The following is a 19,234-nucleotide window of genomic DNA, read 5'->3' as shown; positions in this document are numbered from 1 at the left end:
GCGCTATGGGCGCAAGAGACTATTCAGCCGGAAGCGGGATGACCGGCGCGCGCCGGTCCAGCGCCTGCGACAGCACAGCGACGGTGACCGCCAAAACAGCGAGTGCTGCGCCGACCAGCGGCAAATTGGCATAGGAAACACCGGCGGACAGGGCCACGCCGCCTATCCAGGCGCCGCTGGCATTGCCGATATTGAAGGCGCCCTGGTTCAGCGTGGCGGCGAGGTTCGGTCCCTCGGAGGCCGCCTCGACGACCCGGATCTGCAACGGCGGCACGACGACGAAGATGAGCAGGCCCCACAGGAAGACGATGCCGATGGCAACGCTGGCGATTGCGCCGAACTGCCTGAATCCAACGAAAAGCAGGGCCATCAGCAGCAGGGTGCCGATCACTGTCGGCATCAGTTTCCAGTCGGCCAGTCTGCCGCCGATGATGTTGCCGATGGTCATGCCCGCGCCGAACAGCAGCAGAACCCACGTGACTGCCGAGGTCGACAAGCCCGATACCTCGGTGAGGTAGGGTTTGATGTAGGTGAAGACGGTGAACAGGCTTGCGGAGGTCAGCGCCGCGATCAGCATGGCCAGCCAGACCTGCAGCTTGCCCAGCACGCGCAGCTCGCCGCGCAGGCCGCCACCGCTTGGCTCGGCGACATCGGACGGCACCAACCAGGCGATCGCTGCCACCGAGATCAGGCCGATACCGACCACGGCAACGAAGGTGGAGCGCCAGCCGAACGCTTCGCCAAGTGCGGTTCCGGCGGGAACACCCATGATGTTGGACAGCGTCAGCCCGGCGAACATCAGCGCGATAGCGCTGGCGCGCTTGTTGCGCGGCACCAGGCTGGCGGCAACGACCGAGCCAATGCCGAAGAAGGCGCCGTGGCCGAAAGCGGTGAAGACGCGCGCGGCCATCAGCGTCCAGTAGTTGGGCGAGATGGCGCAAAACAGATTGCCGACGACGAACAGCACGGCCAGCCCGACCAGCACCGGCTTGCGCGGCAAATGCGCAGTGGCCATGGCGACGATCGGGGCGCCGAAGACGACGCCCAGCGCATATCCGGTAACCAGCAGGCCCGCCGCGGGGATCGACACGCCGAGGTCGGCGGCGACCTCAGGCAGCAAGCCCATGATGACGAATTCGGTGGTGCCGATGCAGAAGGACGCAATGGCAAGCGCAAGGATCGGCAAGGGCATGGTGCGTCCAGACTGAATCGGTTCAATTCCAGACTGCGCGAAGCACGCCACCGTGCGCAAGCTGCATTGCTGCATTGCAGCGATGCAGAAAAGGAAGAGCTTTAAAATGGGTCTTCAACGGGCTGTCACGCCAGCGGCTTCAGCTCCTGGGCAATGGTGGGCAGCAACTCCGAAACATTGGGATGGATGTGCACGGCACGCGCCAGCGTGTCGACGGGCGCCTTGGCGTACATCAGGTCGAGCACACAATGGATAGCCTCGTCGCCGCCGGGGCCGAGCACCGAGCAGCCGAGGATCTCCCTGGTGTCGGCATCGACCAGGATTTTCATGAAACCCTGCGTCTCGCCCTTTTCGATAGCGCGGCCGACGCGGGTCATCGGCCGCTGGCCGACCAGCGCGCGACGGCCGGATTTCTTCACTGCGGCCTCGGTCATGCCGCAGCGGCCAAGCGGCGGGTCGATGTAGAGCGCATAGGCTTCGATCCGGTCGCTGACCCTCCGCGGATCGTTGTCGAGCAAATTGGCGGCGACGATCTCGTAGTCGTTGTAGGAGGTGTGGGTGAAGGCGCCCCTGCCGTTGCAGTCGCCCATCGCCCAGATGCCGGGCACGCTGGTGCGCAGCTGGTCGTCGACGGTGACAAAACCGCGCTTGTCGACCTCGACGCCGGCCCTTTCCAGGCCGAGATCGTCGGTGTTGGGCGTGCGCCCCAGCGCCAGCAGCACATGCGAGCCGACCGCCGGTGGCTTGCCGGCGGAGAAGGTCACGGCGATGTCGTCACCCTGTCTGGCGAAGGCAATGTCGTCGGCGCCGACATGGACCGCGATGCCTTCGTTTTCGAGGATCGACAGGATGGCGGCGGAGACATCCTCGTCCTCGCGGCCGGTCAGGCGCGGGCTCTTCTCGACGACGGTGACTTCCGCGCCGAAGCGGCGGAACATCTGAGCGAATTCGAGCGAGATGTAGCTGCCGCCGACGACGACGAGATGGCGCGGCAGCACATCGAGATCCATCATCGACGAGTTGGTCAGATAGTCGATGTCGTGGATGCCGGGAAGGTCGGGCACCGAGGCGCGGCCGCCGGTGTTGAGGAAGATCTTTTCGGCGGTCAAAAGATCGTCGCCGACGCGCACCGTGTTGGCGGATTCGAAACGCGCATGGCCGCGATAGAGGGTGCACTTGTCCATGCCGGCAATCCAGGTCTCAAGATTGGTGCGGGCGTCGATCGTCACCTTGTCCTTGCGCGCCTTGATCCTGGCATAGTCGACGCCGACGGGGCCACTGAGCGTCACGCCGTAGTCGGCGGCGCGGCGCGCCAGATGCGCGGCATAGGCGCTGGCGACCATGGTCTTGGTCGGCATGCAGCCGGTGTTGACGCAGGTGCCGCCGACCAGCTTGCGCTCGATCAGCGCGACGCTCATGCCGGCGGCCGTCAGCCGCCCGGCCAGCGGAGGGCCAGCCTGTCCGGCACCGATGATGATGGCGTCGAAGGTTTTCGTCGTCATGCCACCGCCGCTACGATCAGCAGGCCGCCGATGATCGCCACCGCGTCCTCGATAAAGGCGGCGGGCGGATCCTTGCCGAAGGCGGCCGCGAGCCGGCCGCGAGCTTCGGCGCCGCCCAGCGTGCCGATGACAGCGCCGATGGCGCCCGCGATCAGGCCGCCGATGGTGGCGCCGCCTGTCGCGCCGATCACCGCGCCTGTGAAGGCGCCCATGACGATGCGGGCGCCGAATTGCTGGGGTACTTTACGGCTCGGCGTCGACGGCAACTGGTCGGTGACCAACTCGACAATGGCCAGGATGGTGAAGATGCCGACAGCCGCCCAGTGGCTCATGAAGCTCGCCCAGGTGCCGGCAACCGTCAGCCAGCCGAGATAAGCGCCCCAGGCAATGGCGGCCGGCGCCGTCATGGCGCGAAGACCGGCAATGACGCCGATCAGAAGTGCCAGAATGTAGAGCATGGTCGATCCCCCTCGATCACGGGCCAAGACGGCCTTGAGTCACAGGCTACCATAGGTCCAATATTTGACCAGTACTGGCATCGGCGCTTTTGGCTGCACTTGTGCTTTGCAAGGACGTGAACTGGAGACCGCATCATGGCTGAAAGCGAGCGCGTGAAGATGGTGGCCGGCGAATGGTATACCTGCCTCGATGACGAACTGGAGTCGTTGCGGATGATAGCGCGCGATGCGGTGTTCGAGCACAACTTGCTGCCGCCTCGTCAACGCGGCAATCTCGGGCCGGGTCTGAAGGCACTGCTGGGAAGAGCCGGCGAGGGCGCCCGTATCGAGGCGCCGTTCCACTGCGCCTATGGCTTCAACATCTTTCTCGGCGACGGCGTCTTCCTCAATGCCGGCTGCACCATCCTCGACACGGCGAGCGTGCGCATCGGCAAGGCAACGCTGCTCGGCCCGAACGTGCAGATCTACTGCGCCGAGCACCACAAGGAGGCCAGTGGGCGGCAGGCCGGACTGGAGATCGCCCGACCGATCGAGATCGGCGCCAATGCCTGGATCGGCGGCTCAGCCGTCATCCTTGGCGGCGTCAGCATCGGTGAAGGCGCCATCGTCGGCGCCGGTGCGGTGGTGACGCGCGACGTGGCGGCGAACGCCACGGTGATCGGCAATCCGGCGCGGCCGGTCAAGCGGGGCTGAACAGGTCAGGACGACAGGACATACGTCATGCGCTCTTCCTGATCGCCTCGCCTGGAAAACTCGCGCCGGTATTGCGCCGGCGATGTCTTGAGCCGTGCCGAAAAATGCTGGCGCAGCGAGGTGGCGCTGCCGAAGCCGGCTTCGAAGGCGATCATGTCCATGGATTTCTCCGTCGCTTCCAGCAAACGCTGCGCCAGTTCGATCCGCTGGCTGGTCAGCCAATCGCCAAAGCTGACACCGATCGATTTCTGAAAGCGACGGGTAAAGGTGCGGCGGGTCAGGCCGGCGGCCTCGGCCACGCGGTCCAGGCTATGCGCTTCGCCAAGCGTCGCGCGGACCGCGTCGAGGGCCTGGGTGAAGCGGTCGGCGTCCGCGCTTCTTGCCACCGGATGCTCGATGAATTGCGCCTGGCCGCCCTGGCGATGCGGGGAAAGCACGATCTGGCGAGCAAGCCGCAGTGCTGCTTCCGCACCGTAGCGGGCGCGCACGATGTGGAGACAGCAGTCGAGGCCGGCGGCGACGCCGGCCGAGGTCACGACATCGCCATTGTCGACGTAGAGCACCGCGGCATCGACAGCGATGTCGGGATGGAGTGTTTGCAATTGTTCGCAATAGGCCCAATGCGTCGCGGCACGTCGGCCCGAAAGCAGCCCGGCCGCTGCAATGGCGAAGGTGCCGAGGCACAGGCCGACAATCAAGGCGCCGCGTTGGTGCGCATGGCGCAGCGCTTCCATCAGCAGCGGCGATACCGGTTCGCTCAGATGATGCCAGCTCGGGATGATGACGATATCGGCGCCGTCCAGCCCTTCGAGCCCATGCGGCGCGGCAATTGTCAGCCCGGCTTCGGTATGGATCGGGCCGGCCTTGACCGCGCAGATGCGGAAGTCGAAGCGCGGCAGGCCAAGCGCCGTCCTGTCCTCGCCGAAGACCAGGCACGGTACGGAAAGATGGAACGGGCTGATGCCGTCGAAGGCGAGGACGGCAATGATCGGGTCGTTCATGGGTGCTTCCAGCGGTTGAATGCGGATTGTCCCAATTCTTTCGAATGATGTCAATCGGGCCACTTTCGGCTGTCTGGCAGCCCGCCTATCTTCCATCCATCGAATTCAAGCCGGAAAGGAAACACCATGTCTGACCCAGCCAACACCACGCCGCGCCGGGCGCTGATCGTCATCGATGTGCAGAACGATTATGACGGCGGCAATCTCGCCATCCAGCATCCGCCGTTCCGCGACAGCGTCGTCAATGTGGCACGCGCCATGGATGCAGCGACTGCTGCCGGCATCAAGGTGGTGGTCGTCAAGCAGATGGCGCCCGAGACCTCGCCGATCTTCGCCAAGGGCAGTCACGGCGGCGAACTGCATCCCGAAATCGCCAGGCGCGAGCGCGACCATTATATCGAAAAGAACCTGCCCTCCGCCTTCACCGGCACTGATCTGGAAGACTGGCTTCGCGCCAATGCCATCGATACGATCACGGTGGTCGGCTACATGACGCATAATTGTGACCTGTCGACCATTATCCACGCCGTGCATATGGGCTTTGCCGTCGAGTTCCTGTCGGATGCGACCGGCTCGGTGCCTTACGCCAACAGCGCCGGCTACGCCTCGGCCGAGGAGATCCATCGCGTGGTCACGATCATCCTGCAGTCGCGCTTCGCCGCCGTGCTCAAGACCGCCGAATGGGTGGAGTGCCTGCAGACCGGCGCGCTGCCGGAGCGCGACACGATCTTCGGCTCCAACCAGCGGGCCCTGTCGCGCAGCGCTGCTTAGGGCTATCCGAAAAAACAGAAAGGGCGCCGCATCGCTGCGGCGCCCTTTCTGTTTGAATTGAAGGATTTTAGAACAGGCCTTCGATATTGCCGGCCTCATTGAGGAAGATCTTTTCCGAGGATGGCGCCCTCGGCAGGCCCGGCATGGTCATGACCTCGCCGCAGATGATGACGACGAAGCCGGCACCGGCCGAAAGCCTGACCTCGCGCACCGGCACGGTGTGGCCGGTCGGCGCGCCGCGCAGGTTCGGGTCGGTCGAGAAGGAATACTGGGTCTTGGCCATGCACACCGGCAAATGGCCGTAGCCGGCGTCTTCCCACGCCTTGAGCTGGTCGCGCACCGACTTGTCGGCGATCGCTTCCGAGCCGCGATAGATGCGCTGGACGATGGTGTTGATCTTCTCGAACAGCGGCATGGCGTCGGGATAGAGCGGGGCGAACTGCGAGGCGCCGGATTCGGCCAGTGCCACCACCTTGTTGGCGAGATCCTCGATCCCGGCCGAGCCGTGCGCCCAGTGCTTGCACAGGATCGCTTCTTCGCCCATCGAGGCGACATAGTCCTTCATCGCCTGGATCTCGGCGTCGGTGTCGGAATAGAAATGGTTGATGGCAACCACCGCCGGCACGCCGAACTGCCTGATGTTCTCGATGTGGCGGCCAAGATTGGCGCAGCCCTTCTTCACCGCTTCGACGTTTTCCTTGCCGAGGTCTTCCTTCTTGACGCCGCCATTCATCTTCATGGCGCGCACGGTGGCGACGATGACCGCCGCTGCCGGCTTCAGGCCCGCCTTGCGGCACTTGATGTCGAAGAACTTTTCAGCACCCAAATCGGCGCCGAAGCCGGCTTCGGTGACGACATAGTCGGCGAGCTTGAGCGCCGTCGTGGTGGCGACGACCGAGTTGCAGCCATGCGCGATGTTGGCGAACGGGCCGCCATGCACGAAGGCCGGGTTGTTCTCCAGCGTCTGCACCAGGTTCGGCTGCATGGCGTCCTTCAGCAGCACAGCCATGGCGCCGTCGGCCTTGAGGTCGCGGGCATAGACGGCTGACTTGTCGCGGCGATAGGCGACGATGATGTCGCCGAGGCGCTTTTCCAGGTCCTTCAGGTCGGTCGACAGGCAGAGGATCGCCATGACTTCCGAGGCGACGGTGATGTCGAAACCGCCCTCGCGCGGGAAGCCGTTGGCGACGCCGCCGAGCGAGCAGATGATCTCGCGCAGCGCGCGGTCGTTCATGTCCATGACGCGGCGCCAGACGACCCGGCGGGTGTCGATGCCGAGCTCATTGCCCCAGTAGATGTGGTTGTCGATCAGCGCCGAAAGCAGGTTGTGTGCGGTGGTGATGGCGTGGAAGTCGCCGGTGAAGTGGAGGTTCATGTCCTCCATCGGCACGACCTGCGCATAGCCGCCGCCGGCGGCACCGCCCTTGACGCCGAAGTTCGGGCCGAGCGAAGCCTCGCGGATGCAGACGATCGCCTTCTTGCCGATGCGGTTCAGGCCGTCGCCGAGACCAACCGTGGTCGTGGTCTTGCCTTCGCCGGCCGGCGTCGGGTTGATGGCGGTTACGAGGATCAGCTTGCCGTCCTTGTTGCCCTTCACCGATTTGATGAATTCGGCTGATATCTTGGCCTTGTCGTGGCCGTAGGGCAGCAGGTGTTCGGTCGGGATGCCGATCTTCTGGCCGATCTCCTGGATCTGCTTTTTCCTGGCGCCGCGCGCGATCTCGATGTCGGACTTCACTTCGGCCATGACGGCTTTCCTCTGGATTGGACGGTGGAGGGGACGGGTTTGGTCTTACTGGCAAGCAGGTTGGAACCGGGCGGGGGCATGTTCTAACCCTGTCGCTGCCGCGGCGTCAACTTGTATGCAACTATGTTTCCTCTTGAGAAAATTCTTCTGCGGACCGGCCGACCTGTCGTCGGTTCTTCCTGGCTCCGTTGCCGCGCCGTATAGAAGCCAGAGGACGCGTCGTTCCGCCGTCTCAAAACAGCCGCACAATGCACGGAATGCGACAGAGGCGACGGCGCAAATTCACCATCGCCTGGTCCCTAATGGAACAGCGCTACTGCGTCAGAACGTTGCTGATTTCGACCATGTTGGAGCGCACCCTGAGCACATAGAAGCCCATCGTCGTCAGATGCGTCGGCAACAGCCAGCCATCCTCGCGGCCATTGGCGATGATGAAAGGCTGGATCTTCAGCGCCGAAACGAACTGCGAGTCCATCGTGTCCCACAGGTTCTGCAGATGCTTTTCCTTGATGACGTCCTCGAAGTCGGCCTGGGCGCCCTTCATCAGGCCGTAATAGCCATAGAGCTGGCCATAGGCGAACCAGTAGCGGTCGTCGGCGCGGAAGTCGAACCAGCCATTGTTGTGGTTCTCGGCGCGTTCCTTGAGGATCGCCGAGGTCGAGCCGATGTCGGACGAGATGCGGTCGATATACTGTTTCAGATTGTCGGCGCGGGCGTCGAATGTCGCCTGGCAGGTGGCAAGGCGAGCGTTGAAGGAACGCAGCATGCGCACGGCGTCGCGATAGTAGCTCGGCGTCGGTGTCTTGGGGCCGAACGGGTTCAGGCCGAAATACCAGGTCTCCTCGTCGAACTGCAGGTTGCCGCGGGCATTCTGCAGATCGCTGTCGATCTGCGAGGTGGTGCGGACGCGGCCGAGATTGTCGGCGAGTTCGGTCGCCGTGCGCCGCACCGCCTGGTTGATGCCGCGCTGGAAGGAGGCCTTGTTGTCCATCCACGGCGTGTTGTCCCAGTCGATGCCGAACAGGCCGAGCTTGTAGAGGATCATCGACGAGATCCAGGCATTCTGGTTGACGTTGAAGTCGGTCAGGTCGGCGGCGATCTGGGCAATGCCGGAGTTGCCGCAGGTCTTGGCCGTGTCGGTGCCGGCGCCGGCGGAGACCTGTTCGCCAGCGGAGACATTGCGCTTCTCGAACGTGTAGGTGTCTGGATAGTTCGGGTTGAAATTGTTCCACCACTGGGTGGCGTAGAAGAAATTGGCATAGAGGCCGATCAGCACCAGCAGAGCAAGGCCGACCGCCGCCTTGAGGATCCAGCCGCGCTGCGTGTACCAGCGTCCGGCCCACAGGAACGGCCACAGGATGACGCCGATCAAAAGCCCGATACCGCGGCCGATCCACTGGAAAATGCGGGTGAAGAAGTTCACGATCGGATCGAGCATGGCTGTGTCACCCCCTCAAAGCATGATGCCAAAAAGTTGCAGACTTTTTGGATAACATTATGCGCCAAAACAAGAAGTTAGAACAAAATAAACGGTTCATTTCGTTCTAGTCAGTCAGGCCGTAGAGGCGCGTGCGAAACGCCACCTTGTCCTTCAAATATGTGGTTTTGAGAACGTCCACAACATGCGATCGCCAGGCGTCGCTGAAGCCGCCATAGTCCTTGTAGAAGCCGTCCTTGTTGAAGATGTAGCGCGAGACGAAGTCCGACGGTACGAAATCCGAGATCAGCCGGTTGGTCAGCCAGGCGTCAGGATGGTCAGGCTTGGCGCGGATCACCAGGAAGCGCTGCTGCGGGAAGACATCCTCGATCTTCAGGTGGCCGAGCTGGGCGATCTCGCGCTTGGCGGCGTTGAGGAAAGGGAAATTGCCGTCCCTGGTGATCAGGTCGGCATGGCTCTGGATCCAGGTCTGCAGCCAGACCTTGTCGACATTGGTCAAGTTGCGGTTCGGCTCGGCATCGCGGATCAGCGCGCGCACCACCATCTCGGCGCGGTGCTCGAGATAGCCCGAGGCCTCGACCCAGGAGGCGCGCGGCAACTCGATGCGGCCGGTGGTGGCGAGGAACTTGAACACCTTGTCGGCGTCGTTAATGGAGAGATAGCTGACCTGCCACGGCCGCGAACGGCGGAAGCCTGGCGCCGCAGGATCGCTGATCACCGTCGTCACATCCGGGTCGACGAAGACGTAAAGGCCACCGAAATGGCTGGTCCAGTAGGCGTTGTGGCGGAAGATCACCTGGTCGGGCACCAGCGCGTTCTCGCGGATGTCGCCGCAGATCTTGGCGAGCTCGACCATGCGGTTCAGCATGGCGCTGTCGCGCCAGGCGTCGGGCTCCTGCTTCAACCAGTCGACGAGCTTGCCGAGCTCGGCGGCCTTGCCCAGCACATCCTCAGCCGACAGCACCTTGAACTCGACCTGGCTGATCGACAGCAGGTCCTCGATATCGTTGACCTTGGGAACGGAATCCTCGATCTCGCCGTAGATGACATCCTTGATCGTCAGCGCATCGATGGCGCGCTGGTTCTTGGACATGAACTCGAACATCAGCTGCGAGGTATTGGAGAAGGCGGTGTGCACCACCGGCAGGTCGATCTGCGACGGCGTCAGGATGATGAAACGGCGGTTGACCTCGTTGGGATCGAGATAGTCGTAGTCGTCGCATTCCTCGGCCACTTCGGGCGAAAAGCCGGTGCGATCGATCTGGAAGGTCTTCAGCTTGGTCGGCTTCAAGCCGAATGCGGCGAGCGCCTTGTTGTAGCGCTGGATCAGATGCGGCTCGTCGACCGTCAGCAGCCGGCCATAGATCAGCTCATTGTCGCGCAGGAGATCGGGTTTCTTGGCGGGGCTCATCTTGCCTTCTCCCACAAGGGGTGAAGGGAAGGCCGGCGCAGCTCACGCATTCCATAGCCCCTTCTTCTTCATCTCCTCCATCTCGCGCGCAGCCCGTTCGCGCAGGCGGGCGTCGCGCAGCAGTTTTTCCACGGCGGAGTCGTCGGACTTGTCGGAATAGCGGAACTCCGAGTCGGCGTAGCGGTTGATCTCCTGCATGACCATGTCCATCGAGAACGGCCCGCGCAGTTCCTCGATCATCGCTTTCTTCTCGTCGTAGCCCTTGTGCATGAAGACTTCCGGCTTCTCGAACCAATCGTCGGGAAGCTCGATGTCCATGGCGCGCATCTTGATGGCGTCGGTGACATTCTTGATGGCGCGACCGGTGAAGCGGGGCTCGGCATCCTTGATCAGGTGCAGATAGGTGCCGATATCGGCCATCGATTTCGGCGCGCCGTTCTCCTTCATGTAGCGCTCGTAGACCTTCATCAGCCCATCTTCCTGCGGCTTCTCGTGCTCCTCATAGGCTTCGGTCACGGCGCGCTGGATTTCCTGCGCGGCGTAGAGGTCGTGGTCGCCGAGCGGGATCTTGTGGTTTTTCCCCGCCAGCAGGACAAAAATATCGATGTAGTCGTCGCGGCTCTGCGGCCCGTCGACCAGCCAGCGGGCGCCGGCGCGCTGGCGCAGCGCGTCGTCGACATTTTCGGGGTAGTTGGAGAACATGCCGAACGAGCAGTTGCCGCGCACCACGGTGGCGGCGCCGGCGAAGGCGTCCATCAAGACGCCTGTTATCTCCTGCTGGCCGGCGGAGGCGCGGTCGTCGGAGCGTCTGGCGGCCACCTGGTCGATGTCGTCGATGGTGCCGAAGCCGATGACGCGTGGGTTCAAGACATTGTTGATGAACTGGCGGCAGTTCTGGCCCGACTTGCCCTGGTAGGACGAGATCTGGTCGACGCCGAAATTCTCGTAGGCGAAGGGATAGCCGGCGACCTGGCAATAGCCGTTGACGAGGCCGGCGATCATCTGGATCAGCGTCGTCTTGCCGGTGCCGGGGGCGCCGTCGCCGATGAAGGTGAACAGGAAGCCGCCGAGCTCGACGAACGGATTGAGTTCGCGCTCGAAATCATAGGCCATCAGCATCTTGGCGAGCTTGACCGACTGGTATTTGGCGATGTGGTTGCCGACGACCTCTTCCGGCTTCTTGAAGGTCATCACCAGCGGTTTTGAGCGCTTGCCCGGCGCGACGTCGAAACCATCGAGAGTGAAATCGTCGGCATCGATGCGGATATGGGCGTTCTCGAACGGGCCGATGCCGTCGAAGCGGCCCTTGCGGGCCAGAAGCCCGTCGATGGCGACGCGGGCGAAGGCGCGTGCCCTTGTCATCAAATCGGCATCATCGGACGATCCCGAGATCGCCTTGTCGAGGCCAGCGAGGATCGACTTCACCGCATCCTGCGGCGTGTCGAACAGGAAGTCCGGCTCGGGGATGTCGTTGGGTGCCTCGCCGTCGCTGTCGATCAGCTGGAACAGGTAGGAGGCGAGGCTGAAGGCGGAGATGTAAGCCGAGGCCGACAGAAGCTTCTTGAAGGTGGCCGCTTCGTCGCCTTCGAGCGGCGCGCGGGTATTCCTGGCCTGCAGGCTTTCGAGGTCGGAGCCTTCGGCAAAGACGTCCGATATGGCCAGCGCGATCGCCGTGCCGCGCCGGGCGCGAAACAGGAGCGTGTGCTGCGGGATGGTCAGCAGCTGGTCGTCGGGATGAACGGCGCCGACGGTCTTGGCCAGCTCGACCTCGCGCGTGCGACGCACCGAGCCGACCGAGACGGTCGAGACGAAGCGGCGGTTGGTGCCGGCAAGCGCGGTGCCGGACTCCCGTGACAGGTCCTCCAGCACGACGATGCGGGTGATGAAGCTCTGCGCGGTGGCGCGGTGCTTCTCGATGGCGGCTTCCGGAATGGTGGTCAGGCCGGTATCCATGAAGGGTGCTCCGTGGTGTGACGGTCAGACGTCTGAGATGACCTGTCCGTTGGACAGGATATGAACCTTGTAGCCGGCAAAAATCTTCTGTGCTTCGCCGGCGGCGTAGAGTGCCTGATAGGCCTCGTGCGGAATCAGCGCATGGTTTTCATAGCTCGACACGCCCTGACGCGCGGCTTCCAGATCATCAGTGTTGATGAAGAATTCCTGCGTTGTCTTCTCACTCGAAAACAGGCCCTTGCGGCCGGGCTTCTCGCTCTTGGAATAGACCTCCTGGATCGTCCAGGTCAAAAGCCAGGCATTTTGCGGCTTGCGCACCTTGGCCAGAACCTCGGTCACCGTCGAATTGTTGTCGGTAATCCCCACCGAATAGAACGGGCCGAGCACGACGCGGCGCAGCTGCTTGGGGTGCAGCGGTTCGAAATCCTTGTCGAGGTTGACCGCGATGGTTGCCGGCGACAGCGTATAGGCGGAGTTCTTCTCGGTGAAATCGTCGAAACGATGGGCAAGCTCGGGATTGAGCAGGCCGTCGACCGGCAGCGGAATGTCGACCGTCTCGTTGAGTTTGCCGTTTCTGTCGACAAGCTGGCGGATCATCGCGTCGGAAGAATCCTCCACCGTCACCATGTAGACCAGAGGCAGGTTGGCGCTGCCGTCGAACGTCGCCCAATGGACGAGATAATAGGGCCGTCCCGTCTTCGGATTGACCGAGACCTTGGCGGTTTGCGCCAGCGTGAAGGGACCGAAGGTGTTCTCGCTTTTCACGTCCTCGAGATAGAGCCGCTCGGCCATCGACTTCTGCAGCGCCTCGGGGAATTCCTTGTGGCGCAGGATGAAGTCGGCCATTTCCTCGCGCAATTCGCCGGCGAGCGGGATGTTGGCAAGCCGCGCGTCGGCCTGGCGGCGGTCGTTTTCCAGTTCGAGCAGGTTCTGGAACACCGGGAATCCGCTTTCGGCCCGCGAAATGCGGAACGTGTCCATGAAGCCCAGCCGGTTGCGCCAGCAGGAAAACGACTTGTCGAGCCGGGCGATGTATTCGGCGACGATCTTGGCGACGATGCCGTGCCGGTAAAGCGGCGAGCGATCGTCGCGCATGAACACTTCAAGGCCGCTCAGCGCGGCCGTGATGGCGGAGAAATATCGTGCCGCCGCTTCGTTTTCGGGGGTCATGCCTGTGCGCTCGCGGGCAGTCCTATCACCCCTAAGACTGCACGTAGTTTGCCGAATTGTGCTTCTTCAGCACCTCGTCGAAGCGGCGGGCAAAGGCATCGTCGGCCAGCTTCTTGCGGCGCTGGATGTCGGCGGTGGCGACCATGTTCTTCTCGTGCATCTCGAGTAGGTCGCCGATGTGTTTTTGCGAAGCAGCACCGATGCCGGCCATGGTTTCCTCGGCGGTGTTGTCGACCTGGCTGCCCAGCGTGTTGATCTTGTGGGCGACGTCCTGCTGGGCGGCGGTCTTCAGCGAATCTTCCAGCGCCTTGTAGAGCACGATGCGCTGCTCGGTATCGATGGTCAGCTTGTTGATCAGCGTCGATTGCGCGGCGATCTGGTTGTTGAGCGAATCGACGAAGGTCTGGAACATCGAGGTGTAGCGCTCGAGCGTCTGGCTCTCGGCCAGCAGCTCCTGCTCCTTGGCCTGCTTTTCGTTGTATTCCGTCGCCAGCTTGGAGCGTTCGCCTTCGAGCTGCGTGCGGTCCTTCTGGCTGGTCGAAGCGGCGATCTTGTTTTCGATGTCGAGCAGCATCGGGTTGAGCTCCTCGATGCGCTTCTGCACGGCTTCGAGGTTGGTCATGGTGGTCTTGCGGCGCTCGATCACCTGCGACAGGCTGGTTTCCGAGGTCTTGTAGCGCTGGTCGAGGACCTCTTTCTGCGCCTTCAATATGCCGACGATGGTGTCGGATTTGACCAGCAATTCCTGCAGATTGCCCGCCAGCGACATGTTGCGGACGCGGTCGGTGCGCATGCGCTGCTTGCTCTGGCTGGAGAAGATACCGATGAATTTTTCCCAGCCGGTGTAGTTCTTCATGCTCTCGAACTCGGAGCCGAAGACGTTGGTGGCGTCCTCCAGGCCGATGATCAGGTCGGCAATGTTGCCTTCCATCACCTTTTGCTGCTTCAGCACATCCTCGATGCGGGCGTTCTCGAGGTCGAAATTGGCGTCGCCGATCTTCTTGTCCGATGTGGCGAGCGTATCAAGCATGGTGCCGGACTGCTCGATCTTGGAGCGCATGTCCTGCACGACCTGCTTGGTCTTGGCAATTTCGGCGTCGAAATTCTGCAATGTCGCCATTGGGGCCTCCCGCTTCGGCATGACGTCGCTGGTCGCGAACAGCGGCGAATATATGTGGGGCATCGGGGGATTGAAAGACGTGAGGACAAGGGCGGCGTGAAAACAAAAGAATCCATCAGGGTCTTGAAAACCAGTGAAGGCGGGGGCCTGGCGTGATTAGCTTGCCTGCCAGCCGTAGTTCAGCTGTCATTGAACTTTCATGCGGCAAGCCGATGGCGCACGGATGCCTTTGTATTCGGCAAACGACTGAAGCAATCGCGGCCGCGATATGCGAGGGGAAAGCCGGTTTTACAGAGCTGACGAACAGCGGATCAAGGCTTGGGATCGGCCTTCAGATAGGCGATGACATTGGCGATGTCGTCGTCATTGGTCAGGCCGCCGAAGGCCATCTTGTTGCCCGGCACCTTCAGCTTTGGGGCCTTGAGATACTCGGCGAGATTGGCTTCATCCCAGACCAGGCCGGCGGCGCCAGCACTCTTCATCGCCTCGGAATAGTGGCCAAGAAAGCTCTCGGCGCTGCCGGCGGTGCGGCCAACGACGCCCAACAGATGCGGACCGACCTTGTCGCGGTCGGTGGCTGCGTCATGGCAGGCCATGCATCGGTTGAAGACCTTCTTGCCCAGGGCAGGATCACCGCCGGCATGGGCTACGAGCGAGCTGGCAAGGAGAAGGATACTGGCGAACGAAGCGGCTCGAAGCATGGCTGACCCCGGGGAGCTCTGGCTGGCTGCGTTATAGTACCGAGGCCTTAAGAAACGCTGCATAGGGCCGGGGTCAAGGCCGCCGACCGTCAGCCCTTGATAAAGCCGATGAAGTCGTCTGGCGCGGCGCGGCCCATCTCTTCCTCCCAGTGGCGGCGGCAGAGCGAGACATAGACGTCCTTGCCGATCGCCACCTGCTCGCCCTGGCGCGCCACCTTGCCATCGGGGCCGAGGCGCACGACCATCGTCGCCTTGCGGCCGCATCGGCAGATGGTGCGCACTTCTCGCAAATCGTCGGCGATGGCCAGCAGCGCGCGCGAGCCGGGAAACAGCTTGCCCTGGAAATCGGTGCGCAGGCCGTAGCACATGACCGGGATGTTCAGCCGGTCGGCGATGCGGGCGAGCTGCCAGACCTGCTCTTCCTCGAGGAACTGCGCCTCGTCGACGAAGACGCAATGCACCGACGTATGCGCGTGATGAGCGGCGACGCGGGCGAACAGATCGTCGCCGTCGCGAAACATCTCGGCTTCCGTCTCCAGGCCTATGCGCGACGAGATCAGGCCTGTATCGCCCTTGCGGTAGTGGCCGGCGACGAACAGCATCGTGCCCATGCCGCGCTCGCGGTAATTGTAAGAGGCCTGCAAGAGCATCGTCGTCTTGCCGGCGTTCATCGTCGCGTAGTGGAAGTAAAGCTTGGCCATGCCGCTCTTTTAAGCCGACTTGGCCTGACACGGGGAGGGGCCAGAGCGGCATTCCCCTGAAAAAGCCGGCTGGCCAGACAAAAGCGCCTGATGTGTCGCTGATTGGCCAGCCCGCGCCGTTGATCGTGATTGTCTTAATGCTTGAAACCACACCAGAATGGTGTTTGGCTGACGAAACAAGGCGGGCATAGAAACCGTAGCTACGCTTCGCCAAAGAATCACAATGGGAGACTGTCTATGTCGCGTATGAACTCTTTCGTCGCCGGCCTCGGCCTGGCGGCTTTTTTGTCCACCAGCGCTGCCTACGCCGGTGATCCGGCGAGCTGCAAGGCGGTGCGCCTTTCCGATGTCGGATGGACCGACATCCAGGCGACGACCGGCGTCGCCTCCGTGCTGCTGACCGCGCTCGGCTATGAGCCGCAAACGATCCAGCTGTCGGTGCCGGTGACCATGGCGTCGCTGAAGAACAAGGATCTCGACGTGTTCCTCGGCAACTGGATGCCGTCGATGACCAACGACATCAAGGACTATACAGCCGACGGTTCGGTCGAGACGATCAGCACCAACCTGACCGGCGCCGGCTACGGCATCGTCGTGCCGACCTATGTCGCCGACGCCGGCGTCAAATCGCTGACCGATATCGGCAAGTTCAAGGACAAGTTCAACGGCAAGATCTATGGCATCGAGGCCGGCAATGACGGCAACCGCATCATCCTCGACATGATCAAGAACCCGAAGGACAATCTCGAAGGCTTCGAGCTGGTCGAATCCTCGGAAGCCGGCATGCTGACGCAGGCCGAGCAGTCGATGAAGAACAATGAATGGATCGCCTTCCTCGGCTGGACGCCGCATCCGGTGATGGGCGCCATGAAGATCACCTATCTCGACGGCATGGGCGACAGCGGCTTCGGCGCCGCCACCGTCTACACCAATGTGCGCAAGGGCTACACCACCGAATGCCCGAACGCCGGCAAGTTCATCGCCAACCTGAAGTTCAACCTGGACATGGAAGGCGAGATGATGGACGCGATCCTCAAGGGCGGCGACGCCAATACGGTTGCAACCGACTGGCTGAAGAAGCACCCGGATGCCGTTGCCCCGTGGATAGCCGGCGTGACTACCTTCGACGGCGGTGACGCTGCCGCCGCCATCAAGACCGCGCTCGGAAGCTGAGCCGACTGAATTCGGCAAAGCCGAACCAGGAAGGGCAGCCATCTTAGAAAAGGCTGCCCTTTTTCATATCCTGTGACAAGATGACGACGGCCGAGGCCGAGGGGCAGGGCGGTCTCCTGCACGAGAGGGGCGATATGGATCCGATTTCGAAATTCATGGTCGATCACAAGATTCCGATCGGCGCCTGGGGAAAGGCCTTCTTCGGTTTCCTCACCGACAATTTCGACACTGTGTTCAGGGCCTTTTCGAATGGCCTCAATTTCCTGCTGGATGGGCTGGTCGGCATCCTCTTGATGGTGCCGCCGGTGCTGCTGGCGCTGGTCATCGCCGTTGTCGCCTGGCTGCTGCAACGCTCGCGGCCACTTGCCATCGGCGTCTTTCTCGGCCTGATCTTCATCATCAACCAGAACCTTTGGAAGCAGACGGTGCAGACGCTGGTGCTGGTCGTCGCGGCCGCTGCCATGGCCATGGCCATCGGCGTGCCGCTCGGCATCTGGGCAGCGCACAAGCCGAAGGTCTACCGCGTCATGCTGCCGGTGCTCGACCTGATGCAGACGCTGCCGACCTTCGTCTACCTGATCCCGGTGCTGACGCTGTTCGGCCTCGGCAACGCGCCCGGCCTCATCGTCACCATCATCTTCGTCATTCCGACCGCGGTCCGGCTCACGCATCTGGGCGTCGTCTCGGTGCCGAAGTCGATCGTCGAGGCCGGCGAGGCTTTCGGCGCCACCAAGAGCCAGCTGCTGTGGAAGGTGGAACTGCCGTCGGCACTGCCCACCATCATGGCCGGCCTGACGCAATCGATCATGCTGTCGCTGTCGATGGTGGTGTTTGCCGCACTGATCGGCGCCGGCGGGCTCGGCACCGAGATCAACCGGGCGCTCGGCTCGCGCCGCATCGACCTCGGGCTTGAGGCGGGGCTTGCCATCGTCGTTTTGGCCATCGTGCTCGACCGGATGACCCGCATCGCCGTTGGAGGCAAGAAATGACCGTCGCCGTCGATTTCAGGAACGTCGATATCGTCTTCGGGGCCGACCAGGCCGGATCGCTGAAGATGATCGACGCCGGCGCCAGCCGCGCCGAGATCCTCGAAAAGACCGGCAATGTACTGGGCTGCGCCGGCGCCAGCCTGACCGTGAACGAGGGCGAGATCTCCGTTCTGATGGGCCTCTCCGGTTCGGGCAAGTCGACATTGCTGCGGGCGGTCAACCGGCTCAACGTGGTGTCGCGCGGCCAGGTGCTGGTCAAGGATGGCGACAAGACCGTCGATGTCGTCACCTGCGACGAGGCGACCTTGCGGCGCCTGCGCCAGAAACAGGTGGCGATGGTGTTCCAGCAGTTCGGCCTTTTGCCCTGGCGCACGGTGGAGGAGAATGTCGGTCTCGGCCTCGAACTGGCCGGCGTCCCGGAAGCCGAACGCAAGGAGCGCGTCCAACGCCAGCTCAAGCTGGTCAATCTCGACCAGTGGTCGAAGAAATATGCGCATGAGCTTTCGGGCGGCATGCAGCAGCGCGTCGGCCTGGCGCGGGCCTTCGCCACCGAGGCGCCGATCCTGTTGATGGATGAGCCGTTCTCGGCGCTCGACCCGCTCATCCGCACCAAGCTGCAGGACGAATTGCTGCAGCTGCAGACTGAATTGAAGAAGACCATCATCTTCGTCAGCCACGACCTCGAGGAGGCGCTGAAGATCGGCTCCCACATCACCATCATGGAGGGTGGGCGCATCGTGCAAACCGGCGCGCCCGAAGACATCGTGCTGCGGCCCGCCAACGACTATGTCCGAGACTTCATCGCCAATGTGAACCCGCTGTCGGTGCTGACCGCCTGGAACGTGATGCGCGACCGTCGCGATCTGGAGCACGGCAAGGACGGCTGGGTCTGGCTCGACCGCCGCAAGACGACGCGCTTCAAGATCGACGATCACGGGCTGGTTGCGGCGGCCGAACGCGACGGCAAGCCGGCGGTCTGGGTGTCGTGCGCCGACGTCGAAGGCCAATCCGAGGAAGCCGCGCAAGTGTTCTGGGCCAACCCGGGCACCTCGCTGAAAACCGTCATGCTGGCCATGCACCGTTCGCAGACCGCTCCGGTAGCGCTGTTTGACGACCAGTCGCGCTTCGTCGGCGCCATCGGCATTCGCGACGTGCTGAGCGCGGTGTTGCGGCGGTAGTTTCTCCGGAATCCAACGGCGGCGAGGCGCGGCGAC

Annotated in this window: 17 protein-coding genes; 5 read left to right on the top strand and 12 right to left on the bottom strand. The window is 62.8% G+C overall.

From position 1 onward, the window contains the following. Positions 1–19: 19 nt before the first annotated feature. The 3 genes from M729_RS0116125 to M729_RS0116115 form a co-directional block, all read right to left on the bottom strand. Positions 20–1,192, bottom strand: a complete 1,173-nt coding sequence (locus M729_RS0116125; protein ID WP_027162183.1) for an MFS transporter — start codon at positions 1,190–1,192, stop codon at positions 20–22. A gap of 125 nt (positions 1,193–1,317) precedes the next feature. Then, complete coding sequence (locus M729_RS0116120; protein WP_027162182.1) at positions 1,318–2,694, bottom strand: FAD-containing oxidoreductase; 1,377 nt, start codon at positions 2,692–2,694, stop codon at positions 1,318–1,320. Beyond that, entirely contained in the window at positions 2,691–3,152 is a 462-nt protein-coding gene (locus M729_RS0116115; protein WP_027162181.1) for a membrane protein, read from the bottom strand. The genes M729_RS0116120 and M729_RS0116115 overlap by 4 nt, the downstream gene beginning before the upstream one ends. Positions 3,153–3,287: 135 nt before the next feature. On the opposite strand from M729_RS0116115, the gene M729_RS0116110 reads away from it, so the two are divergent. Next, entirely contained in the window at positions 3,288–3,845 is a 558-nt protein-coding gene (locus M729_RS0116110) for a sugar O-acetyltransferase (protein WP_027162180.1), read from the top strand. Positions 3,846–3,850: 5 nt separating this feature from the next. Here M729_RS0116110 and M729_RS0116105 read toward each other — a convergent pair whose 3' ends face one another. Next, the gene (locus M729_RS0116105; RefSeq protein WP_027162179.1) at positions 3,851–4,846 is read right to left on the bottom strand and encodes a helix-turn-helix domain-containing protein; all 996 of its coding nucleotides are present in this window, start codon (positions 4,844–4,846) and stop codon (positions 3,851–3,853) included. A 126-nt stretch (positions 4,847–4,972) separates the two neighbouring features. Here M729_RS0116105 and M729_RS0116100 point away from each other — a divergent pair, with 126 nt between their 5' ends. After that, complete coding sequence (locus tag M729_RS0116100) at positions 4,973–5,617, top strand: cysteine hydrolase family protein (RefSeq protein WP_027162178.1); 645 nt, start codon at positions 4,973–4,975, stop codon at positions 5,615–5,617. A gap of 67 nt (positions 5,618–5,684) precedes the next feature. Here M729_RS0116100 and M729_RS0116095 read toward each other — a convergent pair whose 3' ends face one another. The 8 genes from M729_RS0116095 to M729_RS0116060 all read right to left on the bottom strand — a co-directional run bounded on the left by M729_RS0116095 (position 5,685) and on the right by M729_RS0116060 (position 15,858). Beyond that, positions 5,685–7,364 (bottom strand): formate--tetrahydrofolate ligase, encoded by a 1,680-nt coding sequence (locus M729_RS0116095; RefSeq protein WP_013529948.1) that lies wholly within the window; start codon positions 7,362–7,364, stop codon positions 5,685–5,687. Between the two features lie 313 nt (positions 7,365–7,677). Then, positions 7,678–8,802, bottom strand: coding sequence for a DUF2333 family protein (locus M729_RS0116090; protein WP_013529949.1), 1,125 nt, complete (start codon positions 8,800–8,802; stop codon positions 7,678–7,680). Positions 8,803–8,908: 106 nt separating this feature from the next. Beyond that, positions 8,909–10,213, bottom strand: coding sequence for a DUF6638 family protein (locus tag M729_RS0116085; RefSeq protein WP_027162177.1), 1,305 nt, complete (start codon positions 10,211–10,213; stop codon positions 8,909–8,911). Between the two features lie 42 nt (positions 10,214–10,255). Further along, positions 10,256–12,166, bottom strand: a complete 1,911-nt coding sequence (locus tag M729_RS0116080) for an ATP-binding protein (protein WP_027162176.1) — start codon at positions 12,164–12,166, stop codon at positions 10,256–10,258. Between the two features lie 24 nt (positions 12,167–12,190). Beyond that, complete coding sequence (locus tag M729_RS0116075) at positions 12,191–13,336, bottom strand: hypothetical protein (protein ID WP_027162175.1); 1,146 nt, start codon at positions 13,334–13,336, stop codon at positions 12,191–12,193. Positions 13,337–13,367: 31 nt separating this feature from the next. Beyond that, positions 13,368–14,456 carry a hypothetical protein gene (locus M729_RS0116070; RefSeq protein ID WP_024504535.1) on the bottom strand — a complete coding sequence of 363 codons (1,089 nt, stop codon included), beginning with the start codon at positions 14,454–14,456 and terminating at the stop codon, positions 13,368–13,370. A 311-nt stretch (positions 14,457–14,767) separates the two neighbouring features. After that, the gene (locus tag M729_RS0116065) at positions 14,768–15,157 is read right to left on the bottom strand and encodes a cytochrome c family protein (RefSeq protein WP_027162174.1); all 390 of its coding nucleotides are present in this window, start codon (positions 15,155–15,157) and stop codon (positions 14,768–14,770) included. An 89-nt stretch (positions 15,158–15,246) separates the two neighbouring features. Beyond that, positions 15,247–15,858 carry a thymidine kinase gene (locus M729_RS0116060; RefSeq protein WP_027162173.1) on the bottom strand — a complete coding sequence of 204 codons (612 nt, stop codon included), beginning with the start codon at positions 15,856–15,858 and terminating at the stop codon, positions 15,247–15,249. Positions 15,859–16,095: 237 nt separating this feature from the next. Here M729_RS0116060 and M729_RS0116055 point away from each other — a divergent pair, with 237 nt between their 5' ends. The 3 genes from M729_RS0116055 (at position 16,096) to choV (ending at position 19,198) form a co-directional block, all read left to right on the top strand. Further along, positions 16,096–17,031 carry a choline ABC transporter substrate-binding protein gene (locus tag M729_RS0116055; protein WP_013529956.1) on the top strand — a complete coding sequence of 312 codons (936 nt, stop codon included), beginning with the start codon at positions 16,096–16,098 and terminating at the stop codon, positions 17,029–17,031. A gap of 134 nt (positions 17,032–17,165) precedes the next feature. Continuing rightward, positions 17,166–18,020 (top strand): choline ABC transporter permease subunit, encoded by an 855-nt coding sequence (gene choW, locus M729_RS0116050; RefSeq protein ID WP_024504538.1) that lies wholly within the window; start codon positions 17,166–17,168, stop codon positions 18,018–18,020. Beyond that, positions 18,017–19,198, top strand: a complete 1,182-nt coding sequence (gene choV / locus M729_RS0116045; RefSeq protein ID WP_013529958.1) for a choline ABC transporter ATP-binding protein — start codon at positions 18,017–18,019, stop codon at positions 19,196–19,198. The genes choW and choV overlap by 4 nt, the downstream gene beginning before the upstream one ends. Positions 19,199–19,234: the final 36 nt, after the last annotated feature.

The organism is Mesorhizobium sp. WSM1293 (assembly GCF_000513875.1).
Lineage (GTDB): Bacteria > Pseudomonadota > Alphaproteobacteria > Rhizobiales > Rhizobiaceae > Mesorhizobium > Mesorhizobium ciceri.
The sequence above is the reverse complement of the archived record's forward strand: the minus strand, read 5'-3'. Positions and strand labels throughout refer to the sequence as shown.

Bases quoted from the DNA above. Each gene is read 5' to 3' on its own strand.
- M729_RS0116125 (WP_027162183.1), bottom strand. From the start codon at position 1,192: ATGCCCTTGCCGATCCTTGCGCTTGCCATTGCGTCCTTCTGCATCGGC.
- M729_RS0116120 (WP_027162182.1), bottom strand. From the start codon at position 2,694: ATGACGACGAAAACCTTCGACGCCATCATCATCGGTGCCGGACAGGCT.
- M729_RS0116115 (WP_027162181.1), bottom strand. From the start codon at position 3,152: ATGCTCTACATTCTGGCACTTCTGATCGGCGTCATTGCCGGTCTTCGC.
- M729_RS0116110 (WP_027162180.1), top strand. From the start codon at position 3,288: ATGGCTGAAAGCGAGCGCGTGAAGATGGTGGCCGGCGAATGGTATACC.
- M729_RS0116105 (WP_027162179.1), bottom strand. From the start codon at position 4,846: ATGAACGACCCGATCATTGCCGTCCTCGCCTTCGACGGCATCAGCCCG.
- M729_RS0116100 (WP_027162178.1), top strand. From the start codon at position 4,973: ATGTCTGACCCAGCCAACACCACGCCGCGCCGGGCGCTGATCGTCATC.
- M729_RS0116095 (WP_013529948.1), bottom strand. From the start codon at position 7,364: ATGGCCGAAGTGAAGTCCGACATCGAGATCGCGCGCGGCGCCAGGAAA.
- M729_RS0116090 (WP_013529949.1), bottom strand. From the start codon at position 8,802: ATGCTCGATCCGATCGTGAACTTCTTCACCCGCATTTTCCAGTGGATC.
- M729_RS0116085 (WP_027162177.1), bottom strand. From the start codon at position 10,213: ATGAGCCCCGCCAAGAAACCCGATCTCCTGCGCGACAATGAGCTGATC.
- M729_RS0116080 (WP_027162176.1), bottom strand. From the start codon at position 12,166: ATGGATACCGGCCTGACCACCATTCCGGAAGCCGCCATCGAGAAGCAC.
- M729_RS0116075 (WP_027162175.1), bottom strand. From the start codon at position 13,336: ATGACCCCCGAAAACGAAGCGGCGGCACGATATTTCTCCGCCATCACG.
- M729_RS0116070 (WP_024504535.1), bottom strand. From the start codon at position 14,456: ATGGCGACATTGCAGAATTTCGACGCCGAAATTGCCAAGACCAAGCAG.
- M729_RS0116065 (WP_027162174.1), bottom strand. From the start codon at position 15,157: ATGCTTCGAGCCGCTTCGTTCGCCAGTATCCTTCTCCTTGCCAGCTCG.
- M729_RS0116060 (WP_027162173.1), bottom strand. From the start codon at position 15,858: ATGGCCAAGCTTTACTTCCACTACGCGACGATGAACGCCGGCAAGACG.
- M729_RS0116055 (WP_013529956.1), top strand. From the start codon at position 16,096: ATGTCGCGTATGAACTCTTTCGTCGCCGGCCTCGGCCTGGCGGCTTTT.
- choW (WP_024504538.1), top strand. From the start codon at position 17,166: ATGGATCCGATTTCGAAATTCATGGTCGATCACAAGATTCCGATCGGC.
- choV (WP_013529958.1), top strand. From the start codon at position 18,017: ATGACCGTCGCCGTCGATTTCAGGAACGTCGATATCGTCTTCGGGGCC.